A 26,302-nucleotide genomic window follows, 5' to 3' on the forward strand; every position below is an offset into this window, starting at 1 on the left:
GTATGGCAGCAAAGGAATTTATCGTAGCTATTGAATTAGGTTCATCAAAGATGACAGGAATAGCCGGAAGGAAAAATCTTGACGGCAGCATAACCGTGCTTGCTGTTGCCACAGAGGAATCTTCCTCTTTTATACGCAAAGGCGTGGTTTACAATATAGATAAGACAGCACAATGTCTTACCAATATAGTTAAAAGACTGACGAATACTCTTAAGATCAGCATTAGTCAAGTATATGTTGGTGTTGGGGGTCAATCGATACGTAGCATAAAGAATACTATCTCAAAAGAGTTACCTGCTGAGACAAAAGTCACCAAAGAAATGGTTATCGAGTTGATGGATGCTAACCGAAACATGAAATATCCTGAACAAGAAATTCTGGATGCTGCCGAGCAAGAATATATGGTAGATTCTCAACTACAGTTAGATCCTGTAGGTATTGAATGCAGCCACCTAGAAGGGAACTTCCTCAATATTATGTCGCGCAAGACGTTCTATCGTAACTTGAATAAATGTTTCGACGCTGCAGGTATAAATGTTGCAGAAATGTTTCTTGCTCCTTATGCGTTAGCAGATAGTGTACTAACAGAAGCTGAAAGACGTTCTGGATGTGCGCTTGTTGATATTGGTGCTGACACAACAACAGTTTCAGTTTACTTCAAAAATATATTACGTCATCTGGCAGTTATACCTTTAGGAAGCAACAATATCACAAAGGATATAGCATCCCTGCAAATGGAAGAGGAGGAAGCTGAAAAGATGAAGCTAAAATATGCATGCGCATTCACAGACAATAGTGAGATAGACAGCACTCTTATGCTTCCTATTGATCAAGATAGATCTGTCGAAAGCAGAAAATTCATAGAAATAACAGAAGGCAGACTTGAAGAAATAATCGAAAACGTTTGGTTCCAAATACAATCATCTGAATATGATGATAAACTTTTAGGAGGTATCATATTGACCGGTGGGGGTTCAAACCTAAAGGATATAGATAAAGCATTCATGAATCACTCACATGTAGACAAAATTCGTATTGCAAAATTCGTATCACAAACAATTGACTCCACTAATCCTATTATAAACGAGCATAATGGCATGATGAACACAGTACTAGCCTTACTTTCAAAAGGGGATATTAACTGTGCTGGAGATGAAATAAATGCAAATGGAGACCTTTTTTCTGCTCAACATCCTACTACGATACAGACCGATATCCATATAAAGGCACGGCAGGCTACAGAAACAGCTCCTGGAGTAGTACGCACAGAAGCTGAAAAACAAAAGGCGGAAGAAGAAGCTCTAAAAAAGAAGGAAGCTGAAGATGAAGCTAATAGAATTGCTGCAGAAGAAGAAAGAAGAAAAATTGCAGAAGTCAAAAAGAAAAACAGCATAATAAACAAAGCTGGGAAAAAGCTCAAAAACTTCTTCGAAAGTATTATAAAAGAAGACGAGTAAATTTATATATTGTTTAATATTGAAAACTTACTAAAATGGAAGAAAATAACAAAGCAGATGTATTGGATTTCGGTGAGCCTGAAAAAGAGCATAGCATAATAAAAGTTATCGGTGTAGGTGGTGGAGGCGGTAATGCTGTAAACCACATGTACCGCGAAGGGATACATGATGTTTCTTTCGTGTTGTGTAATACAGACAATCAAGCACTCAACGACTCGCCTGTTCCTGTCCATGTTCAACTGGGAAAGGAAGGACTTGGTGCAGGAAATAAACCAGAAAAAGCCCGTCAGGCAGCTGAAGAAAGCATCGAAGATGTACGCGAAATGCTTGGTGACGGAACAAAGATGGCATTTATTACAGCAGGAATGGGGGGTGGCACAGGTACTGGCGCAGCTCCTGTAATAGCAAGCGTATCTAAAGAGCTCGGCATACTTACTGTAGGTATTGTCACAATACCATTTCGCTTTGAAGGAGATAAAAAAATAGATCAAGCATTAGATGGTGTTGAAGAAATGTCTAAGCACGTTGATGCACTACTAGTTATAAATAATGAGAGGCTACGAGAGATTTATCCTGATCTTACAGTACTTGATGCATTTGGAAAGGCAGACGACACCCTAAGTGTAGCAGCGAAGAGTATTGCCGAAATTATAACTGTACACGGTTTAATTAACCTAGACTTCAACGATGTTAAGACTGTATTGAAAGATGGTGGTGTCGCTATAATGAGTACAGGCTACGGTGAAGGTGAAGGTAGAGTAAAGAGAGCCATTGAAGACGCATTGAATTCTCCTTTGCTAAATGACAATGATATATTCAACTCAAAGAAGATTCTTTTATCTATATCATTCTGCAGTGAAAAACAAGGACAAAGCAGTCTGATGATGGAAGAAATGAATGACGTGGATGATTTCATGAAAAAATTCGGAACCGGATTTGAAATAAAATGGGGACTTGCAACCGACCCTGACCTAGGAGCTAAAGTAAAAGTAACCATTTTAGCTACCGGATTTGGGATAAAGGACGTTTCAGGAATGGATTCTCACCTCAAGAAACATTCACAAGAAGAGGCAAACAGGAGAGCAGAAGAAGAAGAAAAAGCTGCAGAACGCCAAGATCGCCGTCACCGCTACTATGGAAAAGAAGCTGATAACAGGGTATACAAACGTCGTCCACATATATTTATATTCCGTAACGAAGATCTTGACAATGACGATGTTATTTCTGCTGTCGAATCCACACCTACTTACAAGCGTACGCGAGATGTTTTAGACAGCATACGGAGTCAGGCAAGCGGTAATGGAGAAGAAGTAAATAGCGATGAAGAGCCTAAAAGGGGTCCTATACAAGGTACAATAAAATTTGCATAAAAATATATAATTATGGCACTTTTTGAAAAAATTAGTAACGACATTAAAGATGCGATGAAAGCCAGAGATAAAGTTCGCCTGGAAACATTGCGCAACATTAAGAAAGTATTTCTTGAAGCAAAAACAGCTCCAGGAGCAAACGACACTCTAGAAGATAGCGAAGCACTAAAAATACTTGCAAAGTTAGCTAAACAGGGTAAAGAATCTGCACATGTATTCACAGAACAGAAAAGACAAGATCTTGCTGACGAAGAAATAGCTCAAGTAAATGTTATCGAAGAATATCTGCCCAAACAAATGAGCGAATCAGATATTGAAGCTCAAATCAAAGATATTATTGCTCAGACAGGAGCAACAAGCATGAAAGATATGGGTAAGGTAATGGGCATCGCTAGTAAAAGTATGGCAGGCAAAGCTGATGGCAGAATTATATCAACTATCGTAAAGGATCTACTTTCTTAAGAAAATACTTCTGTTAGTATATCTAAAGATTTTATATCAGGAAAATCTGGAATATGAATACGATAATAATTTAATATCACCTCTATACAACGATTACGATCTATGCGTGACATTGTATAGAGGTGCATTGTTTCATAATCCATTCTAATAATCAGCCGTATCTTTTCAGATTCATCTGGATTAAGAAAATCAGAATGCAATGGGGCAAATTCAGAAAAGCAACCATTTCGAAGATCAAAACAACAATTAGCTCTATAATTTTCCAAATTTGGATAGAAACCTAGAAATTTAGATAAACGCATTAAGAATACCAAATGAAAATTAGAGTAAGCCTTATCGCACTGGTCAAGCCATTTCATACCATTCATTATATACTCGAAAAGTTTAATGTTAGATTGCTCATTACGCAAAGCATAATATAAAAATTCGGAAATAAAAAGCGAGATGGATATTTTTTTAGGATCAAAAGACACAGAAGAATATATATATAACCATCTTACATCTTTAATATGCTGCAGTCCATGAGCACGCCTAGTATCACACTCAATTTCTAAGATTGACATCGGTTGAAAGAATTGTTTCTTAATTTTCGACACTTTTCTACTGCCTACATGTGCAATAAAAGACATACGCCCGTCACTTTCGGTAAACATATCGATAATTAACGAGGATTCTCCAAATTTGAAAGAATGCAGTACTATGGCGCTGGTTTTGACTAACATGAGCACAAAATTACACTTTTTTCGCCAAAAATAGAAAATTTATCCAATAAAATTTGGTTTGTTGAAATAAAACGCATAACTTTGCACCCGCAAAAAGCAATCGGTCCCTTCGTCTATCGGTTAGGACGAGAGATTTTCATTCTCTAAAGAGCAGTTCGATTCTGCTAGGGACTACCAATAATAAAAATATAAAGAATAAGACAGATGGCAAATCACAAATCATCAGTTAAGAGAATCCGTCAGGACAAGAAAAAGGCTTTGCATAATAAATACTATGCAAAGACTATGCGTAATGCAGTACGCAAACTTCGTGCTGTAACAGACAAAGAAGAGGCAGTTAAGATGTACCCAAGTATCCAGAAGATATTGGATAAATTGGCAAAGACTAATATTATCCATAAGAATAAGGCTGCGAACATTAAATCAAGCCTCGCTCTTCACATAAACAAACTGGGATAAATTCAGATTGTTCAATCATCAAAATATAAAGGCTGTGATCTCTTTGATCGCAGCCTTTTTTAGTGCTCAAAATTTTCGTATATAAAAGATTTTTTGTATATTTGCAAATTAAATATATATATCTTAAATATGACAGAAGAACAAAAAAAAGAAAGCAACTATTCCGCAAGTAACATTCAAGTACTAGAGGGTTTGGAAGCTGTTCGTAAGCGTCCGGCAATGTACATTGGTGACATCAGCGAGAAAGGTCTTCATCATTTGGTTAACGAGACAGTCGATAACTCTATCGACGAAGCTATGGCTGGTTTCTGTACACACATTGAGGTTATTATAAACCAAGATAATTCAATAACAGTACAAGATAACGGTCGAGGAATTCCTGTAGACGAACACAAAAAGCTGCATAAATCAGCACTTGAGGTTGTAATGACAGTACTTCACGCCGGTGGTAAATTCGACAAAGGATCTTATAAAGTTTCTGGAGGTTTACATGGTGTTGGTGTATCATGTGTTAATGCACTATCATCACATATGACGTCTCAAGTATTTAGAGATGGTAAAATCTATCAACAGGAATATGAAAAGGGGAAACCTTTATATCCCGTAAAAGTTGTCGGTACTACGGACCAACAGGGAACACGGCAACAATTTTGGCCAGATGCCTCAATATTTACTACTACAACTTACAAATACGATATAATAGCATCTCGCATGCGAGAATTAGCATATCTAAATGCAGGTATAAATATAACACTGACGGATCTACGTCCTGACGAAGAAGGCAATACACATCAGGAAGTTTTTCATGCTAAAGAAGGCCTAAAAGAATTTGTACGTTATGTAGACCGTCACCGCACAAATCTTTTTGATGATGTTATATATCTTAAGACAGAAAAGCAAGGGACACCTATTGAGGTTGCCATCATGTATAACACAGATTACAGTGAAAATATCCACTCGTATGTTAATAACATCAATACGATAGAGGGAGGAACCCATTTAGTAGGTTTCCGTATGGCATTAACCAGAACGTTAAAGAAATATGCAGATTCAGATCCACAGATTTCAAAGCAAATAGAAAAAGCAAAGATTGAGATCGCCGGTGAAGATTTCCGTGAAGGATTAACAGCTGTTATATCTATAAAAGTTGCCGAACCTCAATTTGAAGGACAGACCAAGACAAAGTTAGGCAATAGTGAAATAGCAGGCGCAGTGCAACAGGCCGTTGGAGAAGCTCTATCTGATTACTTGGAAGAGCATCCAAAAGAAGCAAAAATGATATGCGATAAAGTCATTTTAGCAGCTACAGCGCGTATTGCCGCTCGCAAAGCAAGAGAAAGCGTACAGCGCAAGAATCCAATGTCAGGCGGTGGTCTACCTGGTAAATTGGCCGACTGTTCTAACAAAGATCCTAAAGAATGTGAGATATTCCTAGTCGAGGGAGATTCGGCCGGTGGTTCAGCTAAACAAGGTAGAGACAGATATACACAAGCTATACTTCCACTACGTGGTAAGATTCTTAACGTTGAAAAGGTAATGTGGCACAAAGTCTTTGAAAGTGAATCTATAACAAATATTATCCAGAGCATTGGCGTTCGTTTTGGCGTAGATGGTTCTGACAGTAAAGATGCCAATATAGATAAACTTCGCTACGACAAGATTATTATAATGACCGATGCCGATGTCGATGGTTCACATATCGACACACTTATAATGACACTTTTCTATCGTTTCATGCCAGAGATAATTCAGGAAGGACATTTATATATAGCCACTCCTCCACTCTATCTTTGCACATTCAACAATAGAGTTAAAGAATATTGCTACACAGACCAACAGCGCCAAACATTTCTGGACAAATATGGAAATGGTATAGAAGATGGCAAAAAGATTCACACACAACGTTACAAAGGTTTGGGTGAAATGAATCCGGAACAACTTTGGGAAACCACAATGAACCCACAAACACGTCTTCTTAAGCAAGTAACAATTGAAAATGCAGCTGATGCAGATGAGATTTTCTCCATGCTCATGGGTGATGATGTAGAGCCACGTCGTGAATTCATAGAGAAGAACGCTACATATGCAAATATAGACGCATAAAATTAATTAAATATAATATGGTCGGTTTCCGAAATATTTTCGGAAATCGACTCTTTTATTTAGACAAATCATGATAAAAAGATTGTCTGTTGTATTTTTTATTATTCTTTCTAGTTATAATGTATATGCCTCATGGTGGAACATGCAGTGGATTAGATACCCAGATGTAGACAGCACAGCACAAATATGGTTTCGCAAGCAATATAATTTACCAGATATTACAACCAGGGCCTCTGTGTCAATAGCCTCTTCGGGTAGATATATTCTATATTTAAACGGTCGTAATGTAAGTGTGGACGTATTGATGCCACACGCTCAAGGAAACTCAAATACCACTAGTATAATTACTTTTGAAGTATCACGTTTCTTGCATAAAGGAAACAACACTATTGCAATCTGGTACTCTCCAACATTACATGGCAACAAAAGCTGCAGACAAATTGCAGTAGATTTCTATGGAGAAACAGCAGCAGGTGAATCATTTTCATACAACACAGATTCGACATGGTTATGCAAAAAATCTAACGCCTGTACGACAGCAAACAATAATGAAATAATAATAGCACCAGAATACCAATATGAATGGAAAGACAAATATTGCCCAATATACGATTGGAAAGAAAGCAAAATATGCAACTCTTCAAAAGTACGATATAATTTAGAATCACCCATTAGCGTATCAAATCATATAAATCATATATATCCATACAGATCTTTTGACAATGATGGCAACAAAGTTTTATATGATTTTGGGCACTCTTTCATTGGTTGGACTAGAGTAACATTAAGAGGCATGAGAAAAGGCCAGAGAATAGAAATAAACGGGCTTACATATATCTGCTCAGGTGAAATGGATGAGCAGGCATGCCGAAAATTCACCGATTCTGAATCTGGAAGAGCATTAGTAATAGGTCCGGCTGACTTTTCTATAGATAAAATAATGAAAATAGAAGGTATAGAAATTACCCCATATTTCAATATAACTTATCAATATTAAAACAATATTGTTCCTTTTTACCTTTTAATTTCTATTTTTGGAACATTTTTCATATATTTGCAGTATAAAAATATGAAAAAATGACCAATTCTGCAATTAGAGACATTAATGTAAACTCTGTGGAATCATTCTCAAATGATGGATACATAGAGAATGACATAGCCATGTTCGACAATTTTCAAAACTTGCCAATTCCTAATGAACCAAGTAGGATAAAAGGTTTGATAATCGGGCTGTGTCTTCACGGCAAAGCGCAGTACACTGTTGAGACAGAAGAACGCATGATTACCAAGAATGACGTTATTATAATAAATGATAACCAAGTTACTGACAACTACATGATAAGTCCTGATTTTCAGGGTGTTGCAATGATAATATCGAATAATTTCTTCAACGATGCCGTTAAGGGTGTTAACGATATTTCATCATTATTCATATTTACGCGCAATCATCCAGTGTTCAAGCTGGACGAAGATCAGGCACAACTTGTAATTTGGTACTATAATATGCTAAAAACGAAAGTAAACGAGTGCAATAACCATTTTCGTAAGGATATCGTCCGTTCATTATTCAATACTATGATATACGATGTAAGTAATATCATATATAGTCTGATGAAGATATCCGATAAGAAGAGAAGTCGTGCAGACACTATCTTTACAGAGTTTATACGCCTAGTTGAGAGCAATTTTAGGAAGGAACGCAGAGTTAGTTGGTATGGTGAGCAAATGTGCATAACTCCGAAATATCTTTCAGAAACTGTAAAACAGATTAGCAAACGTACCCCGAATGAGTGGATTGATAAATACGTAACATTAGAAGTTCGTGTTCAACTTAAAAATACTGCCAAAAGCATTAAAGAAATAGCAGAAGACATGCACTTCCCTAATCAGTCTTTTCTTGGTAAATATTTCAAGGAACACTCAGGAATGTCACCTTCAGAATATAGAAAATCATAAGCTACTAATCATTAATATATTAAGTACAATAAAACGATATGATAAAAACAGAAACCATACAATCAGAGCTTGAATTTCTTTCAGACAATGAAAAGCGCCAGATACTGCCTCGATTTTTCAAGACAGGCAAAGGGGAGTATGGAGAAGGAGATAAATTCATAGGCGTGACAGTACCGAATATCAGAAGTGTTGCCATGTTACATCTCGACACAAACAATAATGAAATTGAGGAATTATTGCATTCTCAATGGCATGAGATACGAATGTGCGCACTTATGATTATGGTAGAAAATTGTAAACTCACAAGAAAGAGCAAATGGATTAAATTACATTCTGAAAAACAAGGAGAGGACCTTCGTAAAAAACTTTTCCAATTGTATCTTAAACATACGGATAGGATCAACAATTGGGATCTCGTTGACCTTACAGCACCTACAATAGTAGGTAACTACCTTAAGGACAAGGACAGAGACATCCTTTACAAATTAGCTAAGAGCCCGCTTTTATGGGATCAGCGCATTGCTGTAGTATCTACTTATGCATTTATACGTGAAAATGATTTTAAAGAAATCTACTCATTGGCAGAGATTCTTATACATCACAAGCATGATCTAATGCACAAAGCTATCGGATGGATGCTCAGAGAAGCAGGTAAACGCGATAAACCTTTGCTTATGGACTTTCTTGACATACATTGTAAAGAGATGCCAAGAACAATGCTTAGATACTCCATCGAGAAATTTCCAGAATCCGAAAGACAATATTATATGAGTAAATAGAACTTATTTGATTTCACATAATCTATTACTAAATTTTCATCACTAAAATATAAATAATTATGAACGAGACATTAGAAAACATGAAGTCACGCCGTAGCATAAGAGGATATGAGCCAGACAAGATGCCTGCGTATGAATTAATAAAACAAGTTATAGAGGCTGGTACATACGCACCAACTAGTATGGGAATGCAATCGCCAATAATTATAGCAGTAACCAATAAGGCAGTGCGCGACAAACTATCTAAGATGAATGGAGATATTCTTGGTACAAAATCAGACCCTTTTTATGGTGCTCCGGTAGTCCTTATAGTACTGGCAAGTAGAGAACGTCCGACATATATTTATGACGGTAGTCTGGTTATGGGAAACCTCATGAATGCCGCTCATTCTGTAGGATTAGGAAGTTGTTGGATTCACCGTGCGAAAGAAGTTTTCGATTCTGCAGAAGGTAAAGCCATGCTTAAAGAATGGGGAATTGAAGGAGATTACGAAGGTATTGCTCATTGTGTAATTGGATATGCACTTAAAGATGCGCCAACAGCAAAACCTCGCAAAAGCGATTATGTAAAATATATAAGATAACTATTTAATGTCTATTTAATATAGCCATTAGCTTTAAGTTCTTTTACAACCTCTTCAAGTGATTCGTACCACTTTTCTCCGAATCTCTGTATAAGTGGTTGCTTCAAGAATTTATAGACAGGAACATCAAGTTCTTTACCTTTTTCCCTAGCACACTTGCATACATCCCATACATGGTAGTTAAGTCCTACCATATCTTCTCCAATCTTAACCTCTCTTATAGGATAAAGATAACAGCTTATCGGTTTACAGAATCTCGTTTTCCCTGAACGATAAGCTTTTTCGAGTGTACAATAGCAACAACCTTTATCATGACATGTAAAGACACAGTCCTTCCCATTAACAATGCTAGTGACCATACATCCTTCTTGGTCAATATACGCTACCCCTTGTTTGTCTATCACAGCCTGCGCCGAAGCCGACAAATCATCCCAAACAGTATCTAGCGAATCCTCTATCCCTCCGATTTCATCTAAGGTGACAGGTGCACCGGCATCACCCTCAACGCAACATTCACCATTGCATTTTTCAAGGTCACAACAAAACTTCTCTGTAAGACAATCAAGAGAAATCAATACATTATCTACTTCTATAATTGGTGGCGTATCCATATATAATTACCATTTAATAGGTTCTTCTCCATTTTGTATCAGATAATCATTTGCCCTACTGAAATGTTTATTTCCAAAAAAGCCACGATAAGCAGACAAAGGAGACGGATGGGCTGACTTTAATACAAGATGCCTGGAAGGGTCAATATATGCCGCCTTACCTTGAGCATAACTACCCCACAGTATAAATACTAAATGTTCCCTATCTTTTGCCAAAGCCTTTATTGCTGCATCTGTAAACTCTTCCCAACCCCTACGTTGATGGCTTCCTGCCTGATGTGCTCTGACAGTAAGTGTAGCGTTAAGAAGAAGTACTCCCTGCTCCGCCCAACGAGAAAGATTTCCGCTCAAAGGAGCAGGGGTACCAAAATCATTCTGTATCTCTTTAAAAATGTTGACTAGTGACGGAGGAAACTGTATCCCATCATTTACAGAGAAGCACAATCCATGCGCCTGACCTGGTTCATGATACGGATCCTGTCCTATAATCACCACTTTAACTTTATCAAATGGACATAGATTGAAAGCATTAAAAATCATTTTACCCGGAGGATAACATGTATTATGCATATATTCCTCACGCACAAACTTAGTCAAATCCAGAAAATATTGTTTCTCGAATTCGGCACCAATATGAGTTTTCCAGCTATCTTCAATCTTAACGTCCATAAGCTTATTTTATTTATCTGAAATCAGATTTTCACCTGTCATATCTGAAGGTTGCCCCAATCCCATAATATGAAGAATAGAAGGCGCAACATCAGCAAGACGACCATCTTTTACTTTTGCACTATTGTTATCTGTTACATATACAAATGGTACAGGGTTAAGAGAATGTGCAGTATTTGGTGTTCCATCAGAATTTATTGCATTATCGGCATTACCATGGTCTGCTATTATTATAGCCTCGTAACCGGTTTCCTTGACAGCTTTAATTACCTCTTTAACACAGTTGTCTACAGCCCATACAGCTTTTGCTATGGCATTGTATATACCTGTATGACCTACCATATCACCATTAGCGAAGTTTACTACGATAAAATCATACTTATCCTCCTTTATGGCAGCTACAAGTTTGTCCTTAACCTCAAAAGCACTCATTTCAGGTTTCAGATCATAAGTAGCAACCTTAGGAGAAGGCACTAATATTCTATCCTCTCCCTCGTAAGGAGCTTCGCGACCACCATTAAAGAAGAATGTTACATGAGCATATTTCTCGGTTTCAGCAGTATGCAATTGTTTTTTACCATTTTTACTCAAGAATTCTCCTAAAGTATCCATAACATTCTCTTTTGGGAATAGGATATGAACGCCCTTGAAAGAAGCATCATAAGGAGTCATACAATAATATTGAAGATTTGGTACAGTCTTCATACCTTCCTCTGGCATATCCTTCTGAGTAAGTACCTGAGTAAGCTCTTTTGCACGGTCATTACGGAAGTTTATGAAAATAACTACATCACCTTCTTTGATAGAACCATCAACAGTTGAGTTTGTTATAGGTTTGATAAATTCATCAGTGACATCCTCGGCATAGCTTTCTTCCATTGCCTTAACCATATCAGTAGCTTTCTTTCCTTTAGCATCTACCAATAAATCATAAGCCTCTTTTACACGGTTCCAACGTTTATCGCGGTCCATTGCGTAGAAACGACCAATGATACTTGCTATATGGCAATCTGTTTTACCACAGACATCCTCTAATTCTTTGATAAATCCGGCACCACTTTTAGGATCCGTATCACGTCCATCCATAAAACAGTGAATGAATGTGTTTTTTAATCCATATTCTTTAGATACCTCACACAACTTAAAAAGATGATCTAATGAAGAATGCACTCCACCATTAGATGTAAGACCCATAAAATGTACTTTTTTGCCAGTCTCTTTAGCATATGTGAAAGCTGATACTATCTCAGGATTCTTCATGATAGAACCATCCTTGCAAGCACGATTTATCTTTACCAGGTCCTGATAGACCACACGACCAGCTCCAATATTAAGGTGTCCTACCTCAGAGTTGCCCATCTGTCCTTCAGGCAAACCAACATCTTCACCACTAGCCTGCAACTGAGAGTGTGCACTTGTTGCGAAAAGGAGGTCTATATAAGGAGTTGGTGTATTATAAATAACATCACCTTTACCATGTTTTCCGATTCCCCAACCATCGAGGATCATTAATAATGCTTTTTTTGCCATAATTGTAATAATTATAATTCTAGAATTTGACCGCAAAGTTACTTTAATTCGGGTGGAATACAAAATAAAATAAGTTTTATTTTATTACTAAATGTATGTCACATTAAACATTCTTTATTGTCACCTATAAACATTATTCTATTTTAACTCTAAAAGCATATAAAATACGCAAGGTTTTATATAATTAAACCGTTGGCATAATTAATTATACTAGCCATTTTATTTATTTTATTGCACTATCGTGTTATTCTTATACAGATTAGTTGTGCTAATAAAATATCTTTTTTATTTTGGTTTGTTGCTTAATTTCACTATATTTGCAACCTAAAATTTATTAACTTATTATCATGAAAATTATAAAAAGGACTACTATTTTTTTAGCAGCTATAATCTGTAGCGCAGAACTTTCAGCACAGGTCAATGCTCCTAAACTAAACGCCAATAATATTGACGAAGTGATTAAGGCAATGACTCTCGAAGAAAAAGCATCTTTGCTTGTAGGTGGAGGAAATGATGGATTTGCCGGTAGCGGTGCAATGATGGGTGCACAGAAAAAGTTGGTAGCAGGTGCTGCCGGTATAACTGTGGCTATACCACGTCTTGGCATACCTTCTATCGTATTGACAGACGGACCTGCAGGAGTGCATATAGACGCTACTCGCGAAGGTACTTCACAGACATTTTATGCCACAGGGTTTCCTATCGGTACGGCCTTGGCGTGTACATGGAATACTGATCTCATAAGGTCTGTAGGTAAGGCTATCGGCAATGAGGTGCTAGAGTATGGATGTGATGTAATACTAGGTCCGGGGATGAATCTTCACCGTAATCCTCTTTGTGGACGTAACTTTGAATATTACTCTGAAGATCCTTTGGTTACAGGAAAAATCGGTGCTGCAATGGTACAGGGCATACAGAGCCAAGGTGTTGGTACTAGTGCAAAACATTTCGCAGTAAACTCTCAAGAGAGTGATCGCACAAAGGTTGACGAAAGACTTTCACAACGTGCTCTGCGTGAACTTTATCTTAAAGGTTTCGAAATAATGGTAAAAGAGAGTCAGCCATGGACCATGATGGCTTCTTACAATAAGATAAATGGAACTTTCTCTCAAGAAAGCCACGACCTGCTAACTACAATATTACGTAATGAGTGGGGATTCAAGGGTGCTGTCATGACAGATTGGATAGGTAAACGTAATACGCCGGCACAGGTACATGCCGGAAATGACTTGATGATGCCGGGATATCCTGCACAAGCAAAAGAGATCATACAAAGTGCAAAAGATGGGAGTCTGGACATTAATGACGTCAATAATGATGTAAAGCATATACTGGATATTGTTGTAAAATCTCCTAAATTTAAAGGTTATAAGTATAGCGATACTCCCGACCTTAAAGCTCATGCAATGATAACGCGTCAAAGTTCTACAGAAGGAATGGTTCTACTTAAAAATGAGAAAAACACCCTACCCTTGCAGAATATCAGAAAAGTTGCTCTTTTTGGAGTAAACTCATATGATTTTCTTTCATGCGGACTAGGTTCAGGCTGTGTTCACGCCCCCTATGTTATTGATATGGTAGCGGGTCTTAATAATGCAGGCATATCAACTACGAAGACTCTTACAGACATATACCAGAAATATGTGGAATATGAAAGAATAAAGTTTCAGGCAGACAAAGACCCAACAATGTGGTTTCTGAGTCAAGGTCAACCTAAGTTACCTGAGATGGATGTAACTAAGCGTTGCATAGACTCTGAAATTGATAATGCTGATGCAGCTATATTTACTATCGGAAGACAGGCTGGCGAAGGACTTGATCGGGATATCAACACAGACTTTAATATAAGCGAATCTGAACGTAAAATATTAAGTGACGTAAGTAATGCTTTCCATCAACATGGCAAACCTTTAATTGTAATAATAAATTCAGGATCTGTAATAGAAACTGCTTCCTGGAGAGACATGGCTGATGCTATACTTGTTGCATGGCAACCTGGTGAGGAGGGAGGAAATGCTGTTGCAGATGTATTAACAGGCAAGGCTAATCCTTCGGGAAAGCTTACCATGACATGGCCTATATCTGCGACAGATCATTTTTCTACAAAAAACTTCCCTCAAGATATGTCTCTTTATGATTATAAATCAATGAAAGATTGGGGAGCACCTATCAAATGCTCTGACTTTACCAATCATGAGGAGGACATTTATGTAGGATATCGGTACTTCGATACATTCAACAAGAATGTTTCATATCCTTTTGGCTATGGTTTGTCTTATACTACATTCAGTTATAGTCATCCTTCTGTGAAAGTTAATGGTGATAATGTTGAAGTATCTATAAATATCAAAAATACCGGCAGCAAATCCGGTAAAGAAGTTGCCGAGGTATATGTATCAGCACCAAAGGGGAAACTACAAAAGCCTACTAAAGAACTTAAAGCTTTTGGCAAGACTAGAGATTTGAAACCTGGTGAAAGTGAAACTCTAAAGATGTCTATTAAAAAGATGGATTTGGCTTCGTTCGATGACACTCAGAGTGAATGGGTCGTAGATAAAGGAACATATACATTCAGAATTGGAGCTTCTAGCCGCGATATAAAGGCATCAGCAACAGTCGGAATATCAGGGGCTACTGAAAAGGTTAACGATGTTATGAAACCTCAGCAGGTTTTAAATTTGCTGAGACAGTAAATATATTATTTGAATAAAATTATGGTTATATGATATTTGTTGGGTACAATATATCACTGTACGACAATATCATATAACCATTTAATAATATATTCTTTATACACGGAAGTATCATATTTATAAATCAGTTTTGCTTTCAGTTAAGGGTTAAGTATCTGATTTTCAGATTGTTCGGCTGAAGGCAACTTTAGATGTACTATATAATATGCCATTTCTTTTTACTAAATATTTCATTATGTATTTTACTAAAAAAGGGTGCTTGCTAAAGACAAAATAAGGCTATTCTACCCACAAAAGCAATGCTTTTTTGTTGCCGTAATAATTATTTACGACTGTTCGACCTAGGTCGCACAACCGTTTGACGAAGGTCGCACGATCATTCGACCTAGGTCGAAACTTCTCGGAGCATAGCTTTTACAACTTATTATCTATGTATTTTAAATATGACAGAGAAGGTTTTGCATGAAATAAGTGTATATAAGACTAAAATGCCTATATTAAGGTGGTTTCAATCAACCAATACTAAGGATAAGGCTTAAAAGGGTCAACCCTAATTCGAGAAACAAAAAATAGAGGGGCATGATCCAAATTTTGAAGTTGCCTTCAGCCGAACAATCTGAAAATCAGATACTTAACCCTTAACTGAAAGCAAGACTTAATTAACATTTATAAAAAACATACACCTATTTATAACGTAATACAGACATACAGTATTTTACGAAACAAAAAAATCCCCGCAAATTATCGTTTGCGGGGATTAATGTTATTATCTAATTATTAATTAGAAATCCTGTTTGTCTAATGAATCATTAAAATCCTTTGGCTCTTTGTTTTCCATAGGATCATGAAAATCTTTATGTTCGAAATGACGTGGCTCGCCATCATTGAATTCTGGACGAGGACGACGCTCACCTCTATCAGGACGAGGACGACGTTCGCCACGCTCTGGACGAGGACGACGCTCACGCTCTACATATCCTTCCGGTTTAGGAAGAAGTGCACGACGAGAAAGTTTGTATTTGCCAGTCTTAGGATCTATCTCCATCAGTTTAACCTGAATCTTATCACCCTCTTTAATACCAGCCTCTTCTACTGTTTCAAGACGTTTCCAGTCTATCTCTGAGATATGAAGCAATCCGTCTTTTCCAGGCATGATCTCTACGAAACAGCCATAAGGCATTATCGAACGTACTGTTCCTTCGTAAACTTCACCTACATCAGGAACAGCTACAATTCCCTTAATCTTAGCAAGAGCTGCATCGATAACATCCTTGTTAGCACCGCTAACCTGAACCTTACCCTTACCCTCTACTTCGTCAATAGTAATTGTTGCACCTGTTTCTTCCTGCATCTGCTGTATAATCTTTCCACCAGGACCTATTATAGCGCCAATGAATTCTTTAGGTATCTCAATAGCTACAATACGTGGAACCTGTGGTTTAAGTTCGGCACGTGGTTCAGATATAGTATCAGTAAGTTTACCTAAGATATACTCACGACCTGCTTTAGCCTGTAGAAGAGCTTTCTCAAGAATATCGAAACTCAGTCCGTCACACTTGATATCCATCTGTGTTGCAGTAAGACCATCTTTTGTACCTGTTGTCTTGAAGTCCATATCTCCAAGGTGATCTTCATCACCAAGGATATCACTCAATACTGCATATTTATCTTCGCCAGGGTTCTTGATAAGTCCCATAGCTATACCGCTTACAGGTTTCTTCATTGGAACACCGGCATCCATAAGTGCAAGTGTACCTGCACATACTGTAGCCATAGATGAAGAACCGTTGCTCTCTAGAATCTCAGAAACAAGACGTACTGTATAAGGATAGTCTGCTGGAATCTGATTCTTAAGTGCACGCCATGCCAAATGACCATGACCAATCTCACGACGACCTACACCACGCTGTGATTTAGCCTCGCCTGTACAGAAAGGAGGGAAATTATAATGTAGGATAAAACGCTGGTAGCTCTTGTTAAGAACATCATCTACCATCTTTTCATCCAATTTTGTACCAAGTGTACATGTAGTAAGAGACATTGTCTCGCCACGCTGGAACAAAGAAGATCCATGAGGCATTGGCAGTGGAGAAACCTCGCACCAGATAGGGCGAATTTCGTCTGTCTTACGACCATCAAGGCGCTTACCTTCGTCTAGAAGGCAACGACGCATAGAGTCACGCATTACATCTGCATAGTAGCGGTCAATAAGTGCATATTTTGCAGCAATTTCGTCTTCGCTCAACTCTGTATGAGCTGCGGCATAAGATTCCTCAAAATCAGCCTTAATCTTATCGAAAGAGTCTTCACGCTCTTTTTTGTCTTTATTTCCGGCTTCTGCTATAGCATAGCATTTATCATATGTTTCCTTACGGAGCTGTTCACGAAGTTCTTCGTCATTATTCTCATGACAATATTCGCGCTTAACATCTGTGCCAAGTTCTTTAGATAGTTCGAGCTGAATTTCACACATAGGTGCAATAGCTTGCTGTGCTGCCTTAAGTGCTCCGAGCAAATCCTGCTCTGATACTTCCTGCATTTCACCCTCAACCATCATAATATTGTCTTTAGAAGCACCTACCATGACATCCATATCAGCCTCTTTCATCTGTGCGATTGTCGGGTTGATTACGTATTCACCCTTAATACGGGCTACACGAACTTCTGATATAGGGCATTCTAGTGGAATATCTGAACAAGCCAAAGCGGCTGAAGCGGCAAATCCTGCTAATGCATCCGGCATATCTACACCATCGGCTGAGAATACAATAACATTAACGAATACTTCTGCATGGAAATTAGAAGGAAAGAGAGGGCGCAATGCGCGGTCTACAAGACGACAAGTAAGAATTTCATTGTCTGTTGCTTTACCTTCGCGTTTGGTAAAACCGCCCGGGAAACGACCGGCTGCGGCATACTGTTCTCTGTACTCTACCTGCAAAGGCATAAAATCTGTTCCGGGAACTGCATCTTTTGCGGCACAAACTGTGGCCAAAAGAACGGTATTGCCCATACGGAGGACACATGAACCGTCGCACTGTTTTGCCACTTTCCCGGTTTCAATGCTGATGGTTCTTCCGTCAGGCAATGAAACTGTTTTCGTAATTACGTTCATCTAAATTAAAACTTTATTGTTTTGATTACATCTAAATATCTTACAAAGATAGGACTCTCCTATTTTTGTTTTTACCGGGCAAAGATAATCAAAAATGTAATAACAAAAGATTTTTTATTCTTAAATCTATATTTAATTCGGTTTTTTTATGTTTTTTCCTGCCTTATCCAACAATTTATCATTTCACTGTTGACTTTCATTTGATTTTATTTCTCAATTCTCGATTAAAATTTATAACTTTGCAGCGATGTTGAAAAATATAATTATAGTGGCTATCGGCAGCGGTATCGGAGGAGTAGTACGCTACTTGCTGTCTAAAGTGATACAGGGATCGATACTTACTTCGTTCCCTATTGGTACTTTAGTAGTGAATCTTCTTGGATGTTTGCTCATCGGTATCTTCTATGGTTTGTTTGACAGAGGTTCGCTACTTAATCCTAATCTCAGGTTACTGCTCACGGTAGGTTTCTGCGGTGGTTTCACTACTTTCAGCACATTTATGAACGAGAGTCTGCAACTTTTCAGATCTGACAATATTCTTTATGGTGCTCTTTATGCCGGTGGCAGTGTATTCCTTGGGCTTCTTGCTGTATTTTTAGGCAGTCAGTTGATAAAACAAATATAACTATAATATGAAAAAGACAATCTTAAAATTATTTTACGTTTGCGTGATAGTCGTCACTACAATTGGAGTATCTTCATGTGGTAGACAGAAATTCCATATAGAGGGTAATATCACAGATGCTAAAGATTCTACTCTATATTTCGAGAATGTAGGACTTAACGGTCCGGTAGTACTTGATTCTGTAAAATTGGCTGAGGATGGATCATTCTCTTTCAGTGGAAATAAGACAAATGCTCCTGAATTCTACCGCCTGAGAATTGCAGGACAATGCATAAATTTATCCATCGACTCAACAGAGACTGTAACTGTAAAGGCTTCTTATCCTACTATGCCTACAAAATACACAGTAAGCGGCTCTTACAACTGTTCTAAAATAAAAGAGCTGGCTCTTATGCAAATAGATCTAACCAACAAGGCTACAGCTTTGAATAATAACTCACAACTTGGAGGCCTTGCACAAGACAGTATAGCGAAATTGGTCGAAGCATATAAGAGCAAAGTAAAACATGACTATATATTCAAGGAGCCAAATAAGGCATATGCTTATTATGCTTTATTCCAGACTTTAGGCAACTCGCTAATTTTCAATCCACGCAACAACAAGGATGATATAAAGGTTTTTGCTGCTGTAGCAACTAGTTGGGATACTTATTACCCTAAAGCTATGAGAGGAAAAAATCTGCATAACATAGCAATAGAGGGAATGAAGAACACACGCATTGTTGAAGCCCAAAACAATCAGAAGATAGACGCCAGCAAAGTCACTGTATCAGGTGTTATTGATATCCCACTATATGACAACAATGGTCATTTGCGTCATCTCACAGATCTGAAAGGCAAAGTGGTCATGTTGGATTTCCATGTATTTGCAACAAAAGAATCGACACAGAGGATAATGGCTCTGCGCAGTATATATAATAAGTATCATAATAAGGGATTTGAGATCTATCAAGTTTCTCTTGATCAAGACGAGCATTTCTGGAAAGTTAATACTGCCGAACTGCCATGGATATCAGTAAGAGATGCCGATGGTATGGATTCACGTTATCTAACTACTTATAACATACAGAACCTACCTGCATTTTTCTTAATAGACAAAAACAACTCTCTTGTTAAACGCGATTCTCAAATCAAGAATCTTGACGAGGAAATAAAGAAATTGCTGTAATGTTCGGAATTCTTTAAAAAGAATTATTTAGTCGTAATTAATCGACAGATAATAAAAATAATGTTCCAACCTTGAAAGCAGGTTGGGACATTATTTTTAACAGGAAAATTAGTCTGTTTAATGTTATATTCGAATAGCACTAGAAGCTCTGCAACCAAGCCTTAAGTTCTAATTCCATTTCGATATGGTACATAAAGTTTTCACGGAATCCCCATCCATGACCTCCTGAAGGATAAACATGAAGAGACGCAGGAACATCGTGACGATAAAGTTCGAAATAATAATTTACGCCATTAGCCGGTTGTACAGCATTATCATCATCGCTTAAAGTAATGAAAGCTCTAGGTGTATTTCTTGTTACCTTCATATCATTGCTATATTCATCCTCCAGTTTTTTCTTTACGTCTTTACCGAAGAAATTATCGTGCGAACCCTGATGCGTATAACCGGGTTGCATAGTAATAACAGGATAGAAAAGTATCTGGAAGTTAGGATATGCGTCTTTTTCAGAATGAGTTGCTATTGTTGAAGCCAAATGACCGCCGGCAGAAGAACCCATTATACCAACATTATTTGGATCAATATGCCACGCCACTGCATTACGGCGAACAAGTTTGATTGCTTCTTCCGCATCAGATATAGGCACTAAATAGTTTCCACGTGGCATACGGTATTTCAGTACTATTGCAGCTATACCCATCTTATTGAAAAAAGGAGCCCAGTCGTAGCCTTCATGGTCAATTGCAAGATGAGCATATGCGCCTCCAGGACAAATTACGACAGCACGGCCAGTAGCTTTCTGAGGATTTGGAAGGTATACCCGAACCTTTGCTGTATCGTTTACATCTCCATTATTATTGGGAGCTCCTCCCTGCCAAAGATTCATGTCTAAAGGTTTCTGAGCTGTAGCCGACATTGAAACTGCAACTAAAGCTAATAGCAATAATGATTTAATTTGTTTCATTGTTTTTATTAATAGTATAATTTGATAACTTTTTATGTAAATATTTTGATAATCAGTTGCAAAGATAGGTATTTTTTTGTAATATTGCAGTCGTTATTAATCAAAGATATTATGCATAAACAGTTTTTAATTATTTCAGCTTTTGCCGCAATTGCCTTAAGTGCTCAAGCAAAGGTAACCTTACCTCATCTAATTAGTGATAACATGATTTTACAGCAAAATAGCGATGCCCGACTATGGGGTACCGATGAGCCTGATAAAATTGTAAATGTTTCTGTATCTTGGTCTAACGATACTTATAATACCACTACCGGCAAAGACGGTAAATGGTTAGTTAAGGTAAAAACTCCCGCAGCAGGATTTACGCCCTACTCTATTACTTTCGATGATGGCGAGAAGACTGTAGTTAATAATGTCTTGTCTGGCGAGGTATGGGTATGTGCCGGACAAAGTAATATGGAAATGCCGGTAAAGGGATTCTTTAATTGTCCACTTGAAGATTATAATAGCGTCGTGCTAGATGCAGCAAACTCAAAAGGAGTGCATTTTGTAAAGATTCCTAGTGTGATGAGCGAAACGCCTCTTGATGATGCCAAATGCGAATGGAAAATTTGCGACAGCAATACTGTAGGTGATGCCAGTGCCACAGGTTATTTTTTCGCAAGACTAGTTAGTCGTACACTCAACATCCCTATTGGATTGGTAGAAGCTAATAAAGGCGGTACGCGCGTGGAAAGTTGGTTAAACCGTGAAAATCTGAAGAAATACACTAAAGAAGATCTTAACATAAACCATATAAAGGCTAATTTCCAAGGAGATTATCTATACCCTCTGCTCTGGGGTAACGGTACATTTAATCCGATTCTAAACTATACCGTTAAGGGTATACTGTTCTACCAAGGTTGCTCTAACGTAGGTGATCCCGGTGATCAATACTCACAGCGTCTTGCATTGTTAGTAAAACAGTGGCGTGAAAGTTTCGGACTAGGTGAAATTCCATTCTATTTTGTACAGATTGCCCCTTATTATTATGAAAACAATGTAAACGGTGATCAAGGTGCTAGATTGCGCGAGCAACAATTAAAGGCTGCCGGCATAATATCCAATAGTGCTATAGTAGGTACTAATGATGCTGTATATCCTTATGAGACTCAGCAGATTCATCCATGTCAAAAAAAGAAAGTCGGAGAGCGTCTTGGTTTTTTGGCTCTAAACAAACAATATGGAATGAAACAACTGATAACTGATGCACCTACTTACAAAAGCATGAAGATAAGCAATGACACAGTTTACGTACAGTTGGAGAATCTGGCTGGAGGAGTAAGCCGTTACGAAGATATTAAAGGATTTGAATTGGCTGGAACAGACAAGGTATTCCACAAAGCAAACACTTACTATCTCTGGACTAAGGGATTGATAATAACATGTCCGGAAGTAAAAAAGCCAGTAGCTGTACGTTATTGTTTCAGGAACTTTGAGATTGGCAATTTATCCAATATGGGTGGCTTGCCATTATTCCCTTTCCGTACAGACAATTGGTAAAAATTGATTAAATGCATCCATTAGAAAAATTTAAATACTGCCCAATATGTGGCAGTTCTCATTTCGAAATAAAAAACGAAAAAAGCAAATTGTGTAGCAACTGCGGATTCTCATATTATATGAATCCCAGTTCTGCCACAGTAGCATTAATATTTAACGACAAGAAAGAACTTCTCGTTGTAAGGCGTGGCAAAGAACCCGCAAAAGGTACGTTAGATCTTCCCGGAGGCTTTGTTGATATGCATGAGACAGGAGAAGAAGGCATCATTAGAGAGGTCAAAGAAGAAACAGGACTTATTGTGGCTCAAGCTAAATATATTTTCAGTATACCGAACATATATCTTTATTCCGGGATAGAGATACATACCCTTGACATGTTTTTTGAATGTCAGGTGAATGATGTCTCTGAAATTAAAGCAATGGATGATGCAGCCGAATATCAATGGATAGCAATAAAAGACATTCATACAGAACAATTCGGACTCAGATCAATACGTGCCGGACTACTTAAATATATCAAACAAGACTAAATAACTTAAAAAAATAGAAAAAATACCATATTAATAAGGTATAAGTAAAAGTTTTGCTTACTTTTGCGCCCAAAATAAAAGTACGTATTAGATTATGCAAAAAAATCTTGTTATTGTCGAGTCGCCCGCGAAGGCCAAAACTATCGAAAAATTCTTAGGTGAAGATTATAAAGTAATGTCCAGTTACGGACATATCAGAGACCTTAAGAAAAAAGAGCTCAGCATTGATCTTGACTCTATGGAACCTGATTACGAAATTCCTGAAGAGAAGGAAAAAGTAGTTAAGGAACTTAAGAGTAATGCCAAAAAGGCCGAAAAGATCTGGTTAGCATCCGATGAGGACCGCGAGGGAGAGGCTATATCCTGGCATTTATGTGAAGTGCTTGGACTAGATGAAGCTAAGACTAATCGTATTGTTTTCCATGAAATTACTAAGCCTGCTATTCTTGAGGCAATAAAGAACCCAAGACATCTGGATATGAATTTGGTTAATGCACAACAGGCACGACGTATACTTGACAGACTTGTTGGTTTCAAGCTTTCTCCTATACTTTGGCGTAAAGTAAAACCATCTCTTTCAGCAGGTAGAGTTCAGAGTGTCGCTGTTAGACTTCTCGTTGAGCGTGAACGCGAAATACAAGAATTCAAGACAGAGAGATACTACCGACTGAATGCAATATTCGCGATAATGGCTGAAGATGGTTCTGCTACAGAGGTAAAATCAGAACTAAATAAAAGATTCAATACTCAAGAAGAAGTTGAGACATTTCTTGAAAAATGCAAGATCTCTAAGTTCACGGTTCTGTGCATAAGCAAGAAACCTCTTAAGCGAACTCCTGCACCTCCATTTACTACTAGTACCATGCAACAAGAAGCAGCACGCAAACTAGGGTTTACTGTTTCTCAAACGATGATGGTTGCACAGCACTTATACGAAAACGGACGAATTACATATATGCGTACCGACTCTGTCAATCTGTCTTCACTTTGTATAAATGCATGTAAAGAAGAAATAAATAAGTTATGGGGTAAAGGATATAGCAATCCTCGTCAATATCAAACCCATTCTAAAGGAGCACAAGAAGCCCATGAGGCAATTCGTCCTACCTATATGAGCGATGCTACGATAGAAGGAACATCACAAGAAAAGCGTCTTTATGAACTGATATGGAAACGTACTGCAGCTAGTCAGATGTCTGATGCACAAATAGAAAAGACTATTGTAAACATCAAGATAAGTGAAGCTAATGAACAGTTCATGTCGAATGGCGAAGTTATAACTTTCGACGGTTTCCTTAAAGTATATAGAGAATCTTTGGATGATGATGATACTAACCAAGACGAATTTTCACATCAACTGCCTATAATGAAGAAGGGTGATGAACTACAACGCAGGGAAATATCAGCAATAGAGCGTTTCAGTCAGGGACCTTCAAGATATACAGAGGCTAGCCTTGTGCATAAACTTGAAGAACTTGGTATTGGTCGTCCTTCTACATACGCACCGACAATCAGCACTATACAGCAGCGTGAATATGTGCAAAAAGGAGATAAGAAAGGCGAAGAGCGAAAATATAGTATATACTTGCTTAAGGGTCTTAAAATAACACAAAAAGAAAATACTGAAATAGCCGGAAGTGAAAAAGGAAAGCTTCTGCCTACAGATATTGGTATTGTTGTAAATGATTTCTTATTACAGTATTTCCCTGAAATAATGGATTACAACTTCACAGCTAATGTGGAAGGCAAATTCGATAAGATAGCAGAAGGGAAAGCCGGATGGGGGAAAATGATCAAAGAGTTTGATAAAAAGTTTGAGCCGGTAGTAGATAAGACCATGAATATTCGTTCAGAACATAAAGTTGGTGAACGTGAACTGGGTATTGATCCTAAAAGCAACAAACCTGTATTCGTAAAAATCGGTAAGTTTGGACCTGTAGTACAAATAGGCACTGCAGAAGATGAAGAGAAACCAAAGTTTGCACAATTGCCTTCTGACAAAAGCATGGAGACAATTACATTGGAAGAAGCTCTAGAGCTATTTAAATTACCTCGTACAGTAGGTGAATTTGAAGGTTCTGATGTCATAATAGGAGCCGGACGTTTCGGCCCTTATATCTTACATAATAAAAAATATGTTTCTCTGCCTAAGACAGAGGACCCTATGACAGTAGGTCTGGAGACCGCAATTTCTCTGATCGAAGAAAGAAGAGAGGCTGATAAGAAAAGGCACATTAAGTCTTTTGATGAAGATCCTAAACTTGAAGTAATGAACGGAAGATACGGACCATATATTGCATATGCAGGAAAGAATTATCGCCTTCCAAAAAATTTGCACGACAAGGCTGCAGAACTCACTATTGACGAATGTATGGAAATTATTAAAAACACTCCTGTTAAGAAGAAATAATATACCTAAATGGTTAGAATCATTATTGTCGGATATATGGGGTCCGGGAAAACTACTGTAGGAAAAGCTCTTGCGCAAGACATGAACATTACTTTCTATGATCTGGACTGGTACATAGAAAACAGAATGCATAAAACGGTAAGTCAGATCTTTGCCGAAAAAGGCGAAGAAGGCTTCAGGATGATTGAACATAACATGCTACATGAAGTTGCTGAATTCGAAGATGTAATAATCAGTTGTGGTGGAGGTACACCTTGTTTCTTTGACAATATGGAATATATGAATAGACAGGGGGATACAATATTTCTAAAAGCAACAACAGAAGTGCTTTATGGACATCTAAAGATGGGAAAGACCGAGCGTCCTCTACTAAAGAATAAGTCTGCCGAGGAAATGCAAACATTTATAAATGAGCAGTTGACAAAAAGAGAACCTTTTTATAACAAGGCAAAGTACACACTTGATGTAAACTTGCTTGACAACTACGAAAAGATTAAAATCTCGGTAGAAAGAATACGTAAACTAATTAATATTTAAGAATAAGCAACTAATT

22 protein-coding genes are annotated in these 26,302 nt (G+C 37.7%); 16 read left to right on the forward strand and 6 right to left on the reverse strand.

Annotation, left to right across the window (positions count from 1 at the left end):
* Window positions 1-2: 2 nt before the first annotated feature.
* The 3 genes from ftsA to XYLOR_RS09910 are packed head-to-tail and all read left to right on the forward strand — an operon-like array spanning window position 3 to window position 3,289.
* Window positions 3-1,457, forward strand: a complete 1,455-nt coding sequence (gene ftsA / locus XYLOR_RS09900) for a cell division protein FtsA (RefSeq protein WP_036878995.1) — start codon at window positions 3-5, stop codon at window positions 1,455-1,457.
* A 35-nt stretch (window positions 1,458-1,492) separates the two neighbouring features.
* Entirely contained in the window at window positions 1,493-2,827 is a 1,335-nt protein-coding gene (ftsZ, locus tag XYLOR_RS09905; RefSeq protein WP_036878998.1) for a cell division protein FtsZ, read from the forward strand.
* Between the two features lie 12 nt (window positions 2,828-2,839).
* On the forward strand, window positions 2,840-3,289 hold the full coding sequence (locus tag XYLOR_RS09910) for a GatB/YqeY domain-containing protein (RefSeq protein ID WP_036879000.1): 450 nt from the start codon (window positions 2,840-2,842) through the stop codon (window positions 3,287-3,289).
* Here the strand turns inward: XYLOR_RS09910 and recO are convergent.
* Window positions 3,286-4,011, reverse strand: a complete 726-nt coding sequence (recO, locus tag XYLOR_RS09915) for a DNA repair protein RecO (protein ID WP_036879002.1) — start codon at window positions 4,009-4,011, stop codon at window positions 3,286-3,288. The two genes, XYLOR_RS09910 and recO, sit on opposite strands and share 4 nt — an antisense overlap.
* A gap of 204 nt (window positions 4,012-4,215) precedes the next feature.
* On the opposite strand from recO, the gene rpsT reads away from it, so the two are divergent.
* From rpsT to XYLOR_RS09950, 6 genes are all read left to right on the forward strand, one after another.
* On the forward strand, window positions 4,216-4,470 hold the full coding sequence (gene rpsT / locus XYLOR_RS09925; RefSeq protein WP_036879005.1) for a 30S ribosomal protein S20: 255 nt from the start codon (window positions 4,216-4,218) through the stop codon (window positions 4,468-4,470).
* 129 nt (window positions 4,471-4,599) lie between these two features.
* Window positions 4,600-6,573 (forward strand): DNA topoisomerase (ATP-hydrolyzing) subunit B, encoded by a 1,974-nt coding sequence (gyrB, locus tag XYLOR_RS09930; RefSeq protein WP_036879007.1) that lies wholly within the window; start codon window positions 4,600-4,602, stop codon window positions 6,571-6,573.
* Window positions 6,574-6,643: 70 nt separating this feature from the next.
* Entirely contained in the window at window positions 6,644-7,570 is a 927-nt protein-coding gene (locus XYLOR_RS09935) for an alpha-L-rhamnosidase N-terminal domain-containing protein (RefSeq protein WP_036879009.1), read from the forward strand.
* Between the two features lie 80 nt (window positions 7,571-7,650).
* Complete coding sequence (locus XYLOR_RS09940) at window positions 7,651-8,529, forward strand: helix-turn-helix domain-containing protein (RefSeq protein WP_036879012.1); 879 nt, start codon at window positions 7,651-7,653, stop codon at window positions 8,527-8,529.
* A gap of 38 nt (window positions 8,530-8,567) precedes the next feature.
* Complete coding sequence (locus XYLOR_RS09945) at window positions 8,568-9,308, forward strand: DNA alkylation repair protein (RefSeq protein ID WP_036879014.1); 741 nt, start codon at window positions 8,568-8,570, stop codon at window positions 9,306-9,308.
* Between the two features lie 59 nt (window positions 9,309-9,367).
* Window positions 9,368-9,892 (forward strand): nitroreductase, encoded by a 525-nt coding sequence (locus XYLOR_RS09950; RefSeq protein WP_036879015.1) that lies wholly within the window; start codon window positions 9,368-9,370, stop codon window positions 9,890-9,892.
* An 11-nt stretch (window positions 9,893-9,903) separates the two neighbouring features.
* On the opposite strand, the gene XYLOR_RS09955 is transcribed toward XYLOR_RS09950, so the two are convergent.
* From XYLOR_RS09955 to gpmI, 3 genes are read right to left on the reverse strand one after another with little or no spacing between them, the layout of a single operon-like run.
* The gene (locus tag XYLOR_RS09955) at window positions 9,904-10,503 is read right to left on the reverse strand and encodes a DUF3109 family protein (protein ID WP_036879017.1); all 600 of its coding nucleotides are present in this window, start codon (window positions 10,501-10,503) and stop codon (window positions 9,904-9,906) included.
* Window positions 10,504-10,509: 6 nt separating this feature from the next.
* Window positions 10,510-11,172: a uracil-DNA glycosylase gene (ung, locus tag XYLOR_RS09960; RefSeq protein ID WP_036879019.1), complete on the reverse strand. Its 663-nt coding sequence runs from the start codon at window positions 11,170-11,172 to the stop codon at window positions 10,510-10,512.
* Between the two features lie 9 nt (window positions 11,173-11,181).
* Window positions 11,182-12,702: a 2,3-bisphosphoglycerate-independent phosphoglycerate mutase gene (gene gpmI / locus XYLOR_RS09965; protein WP_036879022.1), complete on the reverse strand. Its 1,521-nt coding sequence runs from the start codon at window positions 12,700-12,702 to the stop codon at window positions 11,182-11,184.
* Window positions 12,703-13,049: 347 nt separating this feature from the next.
* Here gpmI and XYLOR_RS09970 point away from each other — a divergent pair, with 347 nt between their 5' ends.
* Window positions 13,050-15,395, forward strand: coding sequence for a glycoside hydrolase family 3 C-terminal domain-containing protein (locus XYLOR_RS09970; RefSeq protein ID WP_036879024.1), 2,346 nt, complete (start codon window positions 13,050-13,052; stop codon window positions 15,393-15,395).
* Between the two features lie 781 nt (window positions 15,396-16,176).
* On the opposite strand, the gene XYLOR_RS09975 is transcribed toward XYLOR_RS09970, so the two are convergent.
* Entirely contained in the window at window positions 16,177-18,510 is a 2,334-nt protein-coding gene (locus XYLOR_RS09975) for a polyribonucleotide nucleotidyltransferase (RefSeq protein ID WP_036879026.1), read from the reverse strand.
* Window positions 18,511-18,757: 247 nt separating this feature from the next.
* Between XYLOR_RS09975 and crcB the strand changes: the two genes are divergently transcribed.
* On the forward strand, window positions 18,758-19,135 hold the full coding sequence (crcB, locus tag XYLOR_RS09980) for a fluoride efflux transporter CrcB (RefSeq protein WP_154655715.1): 378 nt from the start codon (window positions 18,758-18,760) through the stop codon (window positions 19,133-19,135).
* Window positions 19,136-19,142: 7 nt separating this feature from the next.
* Window positions 19,143-20,303, forward strand: coding sequence for a TlpA disulfide reductase family protein (locus XYLOR_RS09985; RefSeq protein WP_036879029.1), 1,161 nt, complete (start codon window positions 19,143-19,145; stop codon window positions 20,301-20,303).
* Between the two features lie 139 nt (window positions 20,304-20,442).
* Here XYLOR_RS09985 and XYLOR_RS09990 read toward each other — a convergent pair whose 3' ends face one another.
* A complete protein-coding gene (locus XYLOR_RS09990) occupies window positions 20,443-21,267 on the reverse strand; it encodes an alpha/beta hydrolase (RefSeq protein ID WP_036879031.1) in 825 nt (274 codons plus the stop codon).
* Window positions 21,268-21,378: 111 nt separating this feature from the next.
* Here XYLOR_RS09990 and XYLOR_RS09995 point away from each other — a divergent pair, with 111 nt between their 5' ends.
* From XYLOR_RS09995 to XYLOR_RS10010, 4 genes are all read left to right on the forward strand, one after another.
* Window positions 21,379-22,809: a sialate O-acetylesterase gene (locus tag XYLOR_RS09995; RefSeq protein WP_036879033.1), complete on the forward strand. Its 1,431-nt coding sequence runs from the start codon at window positions 21,379-21,381 to the stop codon at window positions 22,807-22,809.
* 11 nt (window positions 22,810-22,820) lie between these two features.
* On the forward strand, window positions 22,821-23,339 hold the full coding sequence (locus XYLOR_RS10000) for an NUDIX hydrolase (protein WP_036879035.1): 519 nt from the start codon (window positions 22,821-22,823) through the stop codon (window positions 23,337-23,339).
* A 94-nt stretch (window positions 23,340-23,433) separates the two neighbouring features.
* Window positions 23,434-25,749, forward strand: a complete 2,316-nt coding sequence (topA, locus tag XYLOR_RS10005; protein ID WP_036879037.1) for a type I DNA topoisomerase — start codon at window positions 23,434-23,436, stop codon at window positions 25,747-25,749.
* 9 nt (window positions 25,750-25,758) lie between these two features.
* Window positions 25,759-26,286, forward strand: coding sequence for a shikimate kinase (locus XYLOR_RS10010; protein WP_036879039.1), 528 nt, complete (start codon window positions 25,759-25,761; stop codon window positions 26,284-26,286).
* The last annotated feature ends 16 nt before the right edge of the window (window positions 26,287-26,302 follow it).

The sequence above is a fragment of the Xylanibacter oryzae DSM 17970 genome, assembly GCF_000585355.1.
GTDB lineage: Bacteria > Bacteroidota > Bacteroidia > Bacteroidales > Bacteroidaceae > Prevotella > Prevotella oryzae.